Consider the following 9,705-nt stretch of genomic DNA (forward strand, 5'->3'; position numbering starts at 1 on the left):
AAACAGCCGTTTTCAAAATGGTGATATAAACTTCGATAATCCAGATTAATTGTTCCACAAGTTGCTATAACCTGAGTTGGAAGTAACGGATAATTTCTCTCCGACCACTCGGTAGCTATATCCGGCAGAAGCATTGCAAGGTCATTAAATCCTGCCAACACTTTATTATGAGAGCAATACGGGCAACCCGTTTTATTTATTGTCCTGCTCTTAACAGCAGCTTCCCACTCGTGTCCTTTCTCACATCTCCAAATCACTTTCTTATGGGAACCAATAGAAACTTCTGTCGGTTTTATCTTATTCTTTTCCGACCACTGCTTTTCCAGTAGCGGCTCTAATGTTGCCAAATCGTTAATCCCTGCAATCACTCTCGCACCGGAACATATCGGGTATTTCTCTCCATTGGAACGAGCCTTAACGCTTGTCTTCCATTCGTGACCACAAGCACCTTTCCACCATACTTTTTTATTTGAACCGAAAGTAATGTCATCAGGTGTAAGCGGTAAGTTCTTCTCCGACCACTCCGAAACAAGCTCCGGGTGTACTTCTGCTAAACTGTTACTCATATCAAAACCTCCACTTCCTCTGTGATTAGAGTATATGAAGTTTTAGCTTTATCTTGTAGTTTGCGAATATCTGTATAAATAGAAAAAGCCCTTTGAGAAAAGGATTTCTCCTCTCTCAAAGGGCAAGTTGGCAAACTGGAATTTGGAACGTGCTTTATAAATTTTTTCCGATCCCCTCAAGTTCGTTCATGGAATCCTTGTTTTTTTCAAGTTCATCTCTGGCTGTTGCGTAATATGATTTTTTGAAAAGCATATCCCATGAAAGATATTTTGCCATACAGTCAAACTGCTTATCAATCAGCTCATACTGGATACTGTCTACGGGAGAACCGCCTACAACAATCGTGCCAACTTTTTTATTTTTTAACTGCAATCCACGGCAGTAGCACTTATCAATGATAAGTTTCAATTGTGCTGACATTCCCCACCAATAAACTGGTGTAGCAAAAAGAATCATATCTGCGGCAGCAATTTTATCAATTGTAGGATTTGTATCATCCTTATCGACGCATCCCTTAGAGCATTGACAGACACCACATCCCTTGCATGGTGCAATGTTGAGTTTGTCAGGTTCAATGATTTCAATTTCATTCTTTTCTGATGCTCCTTTTATAAATGCATTGATTGCTGTCAGCGTGTTTCCTTTTCTGGCACTTCCATTAATGATTACAATTTTCATGCTTGTATCCTCCAACTTCCGATTTTTATATTAAATCCATTTATCTGCTTATTTTTCTTCACATATTTTATCAATATCTCAAAAGCACTTAATAATAAATCCGCACCCGTTTCTTTCCCGTGATCAGTGTGTCCGTAACAACTGTACTGTGTGTTCTTCTTTTGCATTGACTGCCGACAGAATCCTGTCCCGGTACATGAGCCCTCTCTGGATACTGTAAAATCCAAATCTTCTGCGTATATCATCCACCGCTGAATCCATCTTCATCTGCTTTTCACGCTTCTCCACACTTGAGAACAACTATAATGATAGTTATGTAATAAAGAATAGTACGAGCATTTTTAATTTTATCAGCTATCATAATTCTGTATGCCTCCTTCTTCCATGAGATTACAGCAAACGTAGTAGTAATGTCTATCAAAAGGCTTTTACATATTAGATAAAAGCATGTAAAATTTCTTTTACATAGCTTAATTGCGGTCTATTTAGCTTGTTTCTTGACTACTCAGGAAAAATATTTCTACCCTCGCCCCACCTGTATTTTCAGAATTTGAAAGTTTAATACCTCCACCATATTTTTCAGCCACAGTTTTTGCAAAAAATAGTCCCATCCCATAATGGGCTTCGCCATTTCTACTTGTGTCATCCATAAAAAACTGCTCTGTGCCATGCAATAATGCTTCTTTTGTAAATCCTGATCCGCTATCCTCCACAATGAATGTCAGCCGGCCATCCTGCTCCTTTGCGTCAATATAAATGATTCCATTTTCTTTTGTATGCTCCACTGCATTCTGAATCATATTCATTACGGCCCGGAACATTGGATCATAAGCAATCGTTACCTTTTTATCACTTTGTCCCGCCTTCCAATCTATTTTCTGGTGATAGATTTCTACCAGTCCGAGTGCCTGTTCCTTTATATCTGCGAAAAAATCTTCTAACCTCACCGTTGTATAGGTAACATCACTGCAATTCCATGATTTTGTGACATCTATCAACTGTTTTACATAACTTTGTATCTGTGTTGTGCCGTTCAAAACATAAGTGATATTATTCTTCTGTTCTGTGGTCAGTTCAGTCTCTGAAAGTAGTTCTGCATTTCCCCGTACAATCGTAAGAGGTGTTTTAATATCATGCGCCAAAGCAGACATCTGTTGTTTCTTTTCCTGCTCTGTTTTCCACTGCTTTTCTAAAGATTCTCGCAATGCATCTCGCATATCATCGATTGCCGATAAACAGTCATCAAACTCTTTGATACCGGAACAGGATGTCTCATATTCCAGATTTTGATCCTTTATTTGTCTGATTGCGTCTAATACAGGCTGCATCTGCTTTTTGATTCTTTTTCCAAAACGTATGGACGGAATGATGATAATCGCTACCGCTCCAATCACTGACATAATACTCATCACATTCTGTGGTCCTATAAAATGCTCCCTCAAAAAAGCTGAATGATATTGAGGTGTCAGGCGATATTGCAATACAACATATTCATTTTCCCTTACAATTACTTTATAAAAATATTTCCCGGATGCGTTTCCGTACTTTGCAACATTCCATGCTATCTGTTCGTATTGTTCTGACAGATCTCCACCTATTTTCTCTCCATTCTCTGAAAAGATTACATAATCACAAAGTGCAGGAATCATCTCAGCAGTTACTTTATCCGCATGCAAAATCGTATCATATGCTTCATTAATCTTTTGCTCTGCATAATTCGCCGGATAGATACAGCCCACACTAATCAAAAGGTACAGCAGCAGCCAAGCAACAATCACCAAACCTACTAATGATCCAAGCATGACCAGTACATATCTCATAAAAATCCAGCTGAGTGCATTGCTTCTCTTTACTCTTCCCATTTATACCCAATCCCCCAGACTGTTTTTATCGGTGTATAATCATAATCCGCAAATTTTGCTCTTATATTTTTGATATGCGTGATAATGGTACTGTCATTACTCTCACTGTCAAAACCAAAGACCTCTTCTAAAATCTGTTCTTTCGAGAAAACCTGTCCCCTGTTTTTAGCCAGGAATTCACAAATTTCGTACTCCGCTTTCGTAAGAGGAAGTTCCTTATCATCAACCAATAGTTTCTTTTGAGATATTTGAATACAGACCCTCCCCAAAACCATTCGGACAGAATGTTCCCTGTGCTCTCTTCTAAGATGTGCATTGATCCTTGCTCGAAGTTCCATCACTCCAAATGGCTTTGAAATATAATCATCTGCTCCTAAAGAAAGTCCGTTTACCAGACTGTTTTCCTCCGTTTTTGCCGTAAGAAACAAAATCGGACAATCCACAAGTGCCCTGATTCTTTTGCATAATTCGAAGCCGTCAATTCCAGGCATCATAATGTCCAGTAAAATCAGGTCATAACGATGTAATTCTTCCATATTAATTTTTAGTGGATTACTTACTTTGGTAACCAGATGTCCATCCTTATTCAAAATGCTTTCTATCATTTCCAAAATTGCCGGTTCATCATCAACTGCCAGTATTTTTGCCATAGTTTCCCTCGATTCTATTCCGATATTCTGTTTCCTTCCCAGTGGTTTACCCACCAAAAATAGTATACCATACTAATCCCTGTAAATATTAAGCAACCTGGTATGAATGACAACCATTCACCTACACTAGTTTCTCCCAATACAGATTGCAGATAAGTATATGGTACTCTACCCGTCCAGCAGACAAATACATATTTCCACACATAATCTCCAAGTCCGGTAAGCATCAATGCACTAATTAGTCCTGATATAATCCCTGCTCCAATGGATACCCCTTTTCCAAACTGAAAAGCCAGAATCAGCTGCCACAGATAAAGTGGAACACTGCTTCCCCACAGCAGCAATGCTGCAAATATACATCCTTTCATGATTTCGATATCGCTTGATGCGATTCTTCCAAATCCAATTCCGAATATGATTGCTGTCAATAGGATAGAGCACAGACACAAAACCAGTAGCATCAACAGTTTCGATAAAAATGCTGTAAGTTTATCTGGTAAAGACAACAGGTTTTGAAAATTACCTGCATTTTGTTCTTGTTCCATCACACTTGCTGTAAAAATTCCAATAAGTACCGGAAGTCCTGCTCCTATTGCCTGATAAAATGCAATCACTTTCATATTTTCATTCCATGGTGAAAAAAAGTAATATATTAAAAATATAACGCTGGTTATAATCGGAATCAGTAAGTGTGCCAGAATCACAGATGTTCCTTTCATCTTTCGCAAGTCTGCATTAAGAGATCTTCCAATCATCTTATTTCACCTCTCTTCTCTCAAACCATTTCAAAAACAGAACCGTTACAAAAACAAACCAGATGATTGAGAGACACATTCCCGGAACAATGACTCCCGTATCCAAAAGAGGGTTCCCTGCTTCTGCGGCAAGTCCATTTGGTAAAACATGAAGCAACGGGCACATCATTCGCATAGGGATTGCAGAAACAAGTACATACCAGATTCTGGTTTGTGATATTACCACACCGCTGACGGTAATAAATAGGCAGACGAACAGGTTTACAATCATTCCAAATCGTTCACTTAAAAATAAAGCTACCGGAATCTCCCATAACTCAGAAACCGTCAGAAACAATACTGCAATCAACGCTCCTCCAACTGGAACATGTGTCGTTAGAAGAAAGCCTCCAAGCGTTGCTCCTGCAAACACAATCACATTAGAAAACAAAATCATGCACCCAATATAAATAATTTTCCCCAGTAACAATTTTCTTCTGTCTGTGGGAATAGTCATTAAATGATAGTATTTTATCTTTTTCTCCTGCGCCACAGAAAGATAACAAAATAGAGCAATCATCCCCGGCAGCAAAAGTGTATACCACCAGTTCCAAACACTTTCTGCATAAGCATTTGTCATCCCAAGAGTAAATATAAATGCCATGACAAATGTAAGAAGAGGAAATCCCCAGATAAACTTTTTTCGCATGGTTCTTTTGGCTTTTTGATGTTCTGCTTTTATAATATTAACCATGGATTTCACCTGCTTTCTGGTTTTTTCTTACCACATTCATAAACAAATCTTCAAGATTATCTCCCTGCTTTAATGCTCCTTCGTATCCTAAGATTCCACCTGAAATAATCCCGACTTTATCTGCAAGTAACTGTACCTCTGAGAGAATATGACTGGAGAGAATTACAGTGATTCCCTGTTCCGGAAAAGACCGGATCAGCTCTCGTAATTCCTCGATGCCTATTGGATCTAATCCATTCGTAGGTTCATCCAATATCAAAAGTTCCGGTTCTCCAAGCAATGCCATTGCAATGCCTAGTCTTTGCTTCATCCCCAAAGAAAACTGTCCTGCTTTCTTCTTTCCGGTGTTTGTAAGTGATACAATCTGCAAGATCTCATCAATTCTGTTTTCATCTGTACCAAGCAATAATTGTCTTACCTTCAAATTCTCTCTGGCGGAAAGATTTTCATAAATAGGCGGATTTTCAATTAACGCTCCTATTTTTGATAAATCTTTCCTATCCAAAAGTTTTCCATCAAAGTAAATCTTTCCTGCAGTTGGTTTCATCATACCGGTCAGCATTTTCAATGTGGTAGATTTACCAGCGCCATTCGGTCCAAGCAGTCCATAAATCTGTCCCTTTTCGATATTAAGTGAAACATTATTTACCGCTTTCTGTTTTCTAAAATATTTACATAGATTTTGTGTCTGTAACATCATTTCCATCTTTACTATCCTTCCTTCTATATTTCATTTCTTACTGAAATATAACCTAACAGAAAAAAATAAAGATTTGATGAAGATTTATTCCCGTATGGAATAAACCATCAATTGAATATCATTATCAGAACTCGGCTTTCCACTGAAATCAGCAAAGCTGTTACAAATACGAAGTCCTAATTTACAGAATATCTCCGTGATTTCATCCAAACTATATAACCTTATAGGATTTCCTTCTTTCATTTCAGGCTTATAAAGTGCTTCTCCATACATATAGTCTATCTGCCCATATATCAGCGTTTTTCTATCCTTCTCCCATTCAAAAGCAGATAATGTAAGTCCCTTTTCTCCTGCATCCCATAACTTGCAAGGGAAATGTGTTTGGGCATAGCTTCCATTCATGATATCCATGAGATAGTTATAAATATGGAGATAGAATATATATTTTCAGCAGGTAAACGGTAGGTTATAGGGGTAGAGTGTGAGGAGTGGGAACAAGAAAAGCGTTATCTGCTGTCACGGTCTGCCCTCTGCCTGAGATACTTGTTATAATGCTCCAATGCCTTACAGATAAAGTCCTCCCTCTGGCTAATCTTGATATTTTTCGGAATAAACTTCTCTACCCTGTCCATGCTGAGCGTAATCTTTTCTTTTTGGTTCGGCTTCTCCTCCGACATGATTACCTGAATAACTTCGGTCGTGAGTTTCCCTTCCTCAAAAAACTTCCGCATACGGATGGTCTGATCGTGTGACGGTGTAGCGTCATTCATGTCGATTTCATCCACGATGTCCCTCTGACAATCCTCATCAAGATAAGACAGTTCCACTGCCGGACACATTTTAATTCGATCCTGATCGACAAACTCAAGCAGTTCAGGAACAAGATAGGTAAGACGGATAAACCTCTTAATCTGCGACGTGCTTTCTCCTGTTTCCTCCGCCAAAAGACTGTTAGAACGAGTTCCAATTAAATTCGGTCCCACTGGGTCCGAATTTTCTTTTCTCGGTCTGCCCGCCTGCCTTTTCATGGCATCCAAACGCATCTTATAAGCAAAGGCTTTTTCTGATGGAAGTATCTTTGAGCGTTGGAAATTACTTTCTACCATCAAAATCGTGGCTTCATCTCTGCTCATAGCCACAACTTCACAACGAAGTGTTTGAAAACCTGCCAGTTCACAGGCTCGTTTTCTTCTATGACCAGATATGAGTTCGTATCTCCCATCTTCCTTCTGTCTGACTGTTGCCGGAGTAATAACCCCTCTGTCCCTGATACTCTCTATAAGCTGTAACATATCTTCATCATCCCTGACTTTAAAAGGATGATCTGGGAAATCGTCAATCAGCCCCAATGGAATATCCCGGATTTTGGAAAGCTTTTCTTCTTCTCTCTGAGCCTGCGTGGTAAACAGGTCATCGAGCTTCGTGAGCGTGAAGTCGCTCTTTCTTCCTGCCATCTGCTAACACCTCCTTCGTGAATGCGGTGTAAGCCTTTGACACCGTACTGCGTGGCTCATAACCATAAATGCTCTTGCCTTTTGAAGAAGCTTCTGCGGCTTTTACTTCGATTGGGATAGATGTCCGGTACATCTTAATATGATTCCCGAAGTTTTCCCTCAGAGCTTCCACCGTACTTTTAGCAAGATTAGTCCGACTGTCTACGAGAGTCAGAAGTATTCCATCAATCTTAATATCCGGATTGATATACTTCTTTACCCTTGAAATCGTCTGCACGAGCTGCGTCATTCCTTTTGCTGGCAGATATTGAGCCTGAACCGGAATAATCACACTGTCTGCCGCCGAAAGAGCATTGAGTGTTACCATACTAAGCGATGGCATACAGTCGATCACGACAAAATCATATCTGTCTTTAATCTGATTCAAGTAATTTTTCATCGTGGTTTCTCTGCTCATGGCATTCATCAGGTTATACTCCATTGCTGAAAGCTCAAGGTTTGCTGGAATAAGATCAACTCCTTCATCATGGTGCAGGATTCCAACCATCGGGTCATTCATCGTTTCATTCATCACATCTGTTAATTTCGTTGCAAGCGTGATACCCAGACTGTCCGTATCCTGCCACCCCAGACAAGTGGTTAAATCTCCCTGTGGATCTGCATCAACAAGTAATACTTTCTTTCTCTGCATTGCAAGACCGATTCCGAGATTGACCGAAGTGGTGGTCTTTCCTACTCCGCCTTTCTGATTGCAGATAGCAATCGTTTTGCAGTTTGACACTTCTTGCGTCCTCCTTTCCTGAATATTCATAGCCATTGTAGAATGACTATGTACCTGACCGTTTCATTTTCTAAACGGTCGTGGCAACATTTGTTCTCAACACCCCTTGCCGAGCGTATCGCTCATGGGAAGCCACTAAGGAACAGACCGCTGATCTGTATCATAGGATTCTAACCTCTGCCGGGTACTCCGCCAGCTCCTTAGAGAAGTATCATTATCTTTCTGACTGTCATCGCCATGTCAGGAGCAACCTGACACTCATACCGGGAGTTCTCGCTGTTCTGCATCCACAAAAGTTATGGCGTACCCGATAAGGTGGCTATCATCAGAATTAACGTCTTAGTGACCTGTATATTCAGTTTTAAATTTCAAAGGAAGGCGTTCCATTTTTGTTGATTGGAATTACTCCCTTCACTTATTTGGAATTGCTCAGACTTTTGACACCCTATTTTTTATAAATTTTTTTTATTATTTTTTTGAGAGAGATTTTAGAACAATAGATAAGTAGAAAAAGCTTCAAATCCCGTGTATAATTAAGAAATAAAGATAGAAACAAATTAGAATTTAAAGAGGAGGAATAATGCAATGAACTTCTTTGAAAATACTCGTAAGCCACAAGGCTTCGGCGGAAAATTGATGACGAAGATGATGAACATCGGTCACGCCAAGTTATCACAATGGGGATTCTCAAATATCTCAGTGAATTCGGACGCTGCGGTACTGGATGTTGGTTGCGGAGGCGGTGCAAATATTGTAGCCTGGTTGGGCAAATGCGGAAATGGACATGTGACAGGAATGGATTATTCGAAGGTCAGTGTGGCAGAATCTCAAAAACTGAACGCCGCCGCCATTAAACAAGGGAAATGTTGCGTGGTTCAAGGTGATGTCTCTGCTATCCCTTTTCCTGATGCGGTTTTTGATTATGTTTCTGCTTTTGAGACAGTTTACTTCTGGCCGGGATTGGAAAAATGTTTTTTTGAGGTAAATCGAGTTCTGAAAAACGGAGGGACATTCCTGATTTGTAACGAATCTGACGGAACGAATGACGCAGATGAAAAATGGACAAAGTTGATTGATGGTATGAAGATTTACACCTCTGATCAACTCATTGCTGCTTTGAAAGAAGCAGGTTTTACAGAGATAAAAACGTATTCAAATACAAAAAATCATTGGATAAGTATTGTTGCAACGAAATAGCCAATTTCTAGTTTGTATAACAGGAAAATTTAAATTTAACGCTTGAAAAAAGGAGAAATAAACATGGCAAAGAAAGAAGAAAGATTTGAAGTTACATTTAGAGACGGAAGTCAGCTTAAGGATGAAGGAGTTCGCCAAATCCTTGTAGATAAGGAGACTGGGGTTAACTATCTTTGTTGGAAATCTGGATATGGAGCGGCTATTACACCTCTTCTGGATTCAGAAGGAAAAGTCATAGTTACAAAGTAAAATCGGTAGTTATGGAGGTGAAAAATGTATTTCACAGACGAAAAAGACTATATTATGCGAATGATAAAAGAAATGGTAA

Annotated in this window: 12 protein-coding genes and 1 pseudogene; 2 read left to right on the plus strand and 11 right to left on the minus strand. The window is 39.4% G+C overall.

The window, feature by feature from the left end; all coding sequences use genetic code 11:
• Positions 1 to 227 precede the first annotated feature (227 nt).
• From PGY05_RS16810 to PGY05_RS16160, 11 genes and pseudogenes are all read right to left on the minus strand, one after another.
• Positions 228 to 566 (minus strand): annotated as a pseudogene (locus PGY05_RS16810) (zinc-ribbon domain-containing protein); the annotation flags it as partial.
• Between the two features lie 154 nt (positions 567 to 720).
• A complete protein-coding gene (locus PGY05_RS16115; protein WP_008119059.1) occupies positions 721 to 1,245 on the minus strand; it encodes a flavodoxin family protein in 525 nt (174 codons plus the stop codon).
• 123 nt (positions 1,246 to 1,368) lie between these two features.
• Complete coding sequence (locus PGY05_RS16120) at positions 1,369 to 1,533, minus strand: hypothetical protein (protein WP_207718596.1); 165 nt, start codon at positions 1,531 to 1,533, stop codon at positions 1,369 to 1,371.
• Positions 1,534 to 1,730: 197 nt separating this feature from the next.
• On the minus strand, positions 1,731 to 3,107 hold the full coding sequence (locus tag PGY05_RS16125; protein ID WP_270476319.1) for a sensor histidine kinase: 1,377 nt from the start codon (positions 3,105 to 3,107) through the stop codon (positions 1,731 to 1,733).
• Entirely contained in the window at positions 3,095 to 3,757 is a 663-nt protein-coding gene (locus tag PGY05_RS16130; RefSeq protein ID WP_015559641.1) for a response regulator transcription factor, read from the minus strand. Before PGY05_RS16130 ends, PGY05_RS16125 begins: the two co-directional genes overlap by 13 nt.
• Positions 3,758 to 3,771: 14 nt before the next feature.
• On the minus strand, positions 3,772 to 4,512 hold the full coding sequence (locus PGY05_RS16135; protein WP_021737750.1) for a lantibiotic immunity ABC transporter MutG family permease subunit: 741 nt from the start codon (positions 4,510 to 4,512) through the stop codon (positions 3,772 to 3,774).
• A gap of 1 nt (position 4,513) precedes the next feature.
• Entirely contained in the window at positions 4,514 to 5,245 is a 732-nt protein-coding gene (locus PGY05_RS16140) for a lantibiotic immunity ABC transporter MutE/EpiE family permease subunit (protein WP_270377504.1), read from the minus strand.
• Positions 5,238 to 5,951, minus strand: coding sequence for a lantibiotic protection ABC transporter ATP-binding protein (locus PGY05_RS16145; protein WP_270476321.1), 714 nt, complete (start codon positions 5,949 to 5,951; stop codon positions 5,238 to 5,240). The genes PGY05_RS16140 and PGY05_RS16145 overlap by 8 nt, the downstream gene beginning before the upstream one ends.
• A 78-nt stretch (positions 5,952 to 6,029) precedes the next feature.
• Positions 6,030 to 6,356: a hypothetical protein gene (locus tag PGY05_RS16150; RefSeq protein ID WP_270476323.1), complete on the minus strand. Its 327-nt coding sequence runs from the start codon at positions 6,354 to 6,356 to the stop codon at positions 6,030 to 6,032.
• 95 nt (positions 6,357 to 6,451) lie between these two features.
• Positions 6,452 to 7,399 (minus strand): ParB/RepB/Spo0J family partition protein, encoded by a 948-nt coding sequence (locus PGY05_RS16155; RefSeq protein ID WP_270476325.1) that lies wholly within the window; start codon positions 7,397 to 7,399, stop codon positions 6,452 to 6,454.
• Positions 7,356 to 8,180: a ParA family protein gene (locus tag PGY05_RS16160; RefSeq protein WP_270476328.1), complete on the minus strand. Its 825-nt coding sequence runs from the start codon at positions 8,178 to 8,180 to the stop codon at positions 7,356 to 7,358. The genes PGY05_RS16155 and PGY05_RS16160 overlap by 44 nt, the downstream gene beginning before the upstream one ends.
• Positions 8,181 to 8,765: 585 nt before the next feature.
• Between PGY05_RS16160 and PGY05_RS16165 the strand changes: the two genes are divergently transcribed.
• Together PGY05_RS16165 and PGY05_RS16170 are read left to right on the plus strand one after the other, a co-directional pair.
• Entirely contained in the window at positions 8,766 to 9,377 is a 612-nt protein-coding gene (locus tag PGY05_RS16165; protein ID WP_161144462.1) for a class I SAM-dependent methyltransferase, read from the plus strand.
• Positions 9,378 to 9,440: 63 nt separating this feature from the next.
• Positions 9,441 to 9,626, plus strand: coding sequence for a DUF6440 family protein (locus PGY05_RS16170; RefSeq protein ID WP_005342831.1), 186 nt, complete (start codon positions 9,441 to 9,443; stop codon positions 9,624 to 9,626).
• The last annotated feature ends 79 nt before the right edge of the window (positions 9,627 to 9,705 follow it).

This window comes from Coprococcus sp. AF51-11b1 (genome assembly GCF_027682785.1).
Classification (GTDB): domain Bacteria; phylum Bacillota; class Clostridia; order Lachnospirales; family Lachnospiraceae; genus Allocoprococcus; species Allocoprococcus comes.

Excerpts from the sequence above, each read along its gene's own strand:
- PGY05_RS16135 (WP_021737750.1), bottom strand. The coding sequence starts at position 4,512 with ATGATTGGAAGATCTCTTAATGCAGACTTGCGAAAGATGAAAGGAACA.
- PGY05_RS16115 (WP_008119059.1), bottom strand. The coding sequence starts at position 1,245 with ATGAAAATTGTAATCATTAATGGAAGTGCCAGAAAAGGAAACACGCTG.
- PGY05_RS16125 (WP_270476319.1), bottom strand. The coding sequence starts at position 3,107 with ATGGGAAGAGTAAAGAGAAGCAATGCACTCAGCTGGATTTTTATGAGA.
- PGY05_RS16130 (WP_015559641.1), bottom strand. The coding sequence starts at position 3,757 with ATGGCAAAAATACTGGCAGTTGATGATGAACCGGCAATTTTGGAAATG.
- PGY05_RS16165 (WP_161144462.1), top strand. The coding sequence starts at position 8,766 with ATGAACTTCTTTGAAAATACTCGTAAGCCACAAGGCTTCGGCGGAAAA.
- PGY05_RS16155 (WP_270476325.1), bottom strand. The coding sequence starts at position 7,399 with ATGGCAGGAAGAAAGAGCGACTTCACGCTCACGAAGCTCGATGACCTG.
- PGY05_RS16145 (WP_270476321.1), bottom strand. The coding sequence starts at position 5,951 with ATGGAAATGATGTTACAGACACAAAATCTATGTAAATATTTTAGAAAA.
- PGY05_RS16170 (WP_005342831.1), top strand. The coding sequence starts at position 9,441 with ATGGCAAAGAAAGAAGAAAGATTTGAAGTTACATTTAGAGACGGAAGT.
- PGY05_RS16150 (WP_270476323.1), bottom strand. The coding sequence starts at position 6,356 with ATGGATATCATGAATGGAAGCTATGCCCAAACACATTTCCCTTGCAAG.
- PGY05_RS16140 (WP_270377504.1), bottom strand. The coding sequence starts at position 5,245 with ATGGTTAATATTATAAAAGCAGAACATCAAAAAGCCAAAAGAACCATG.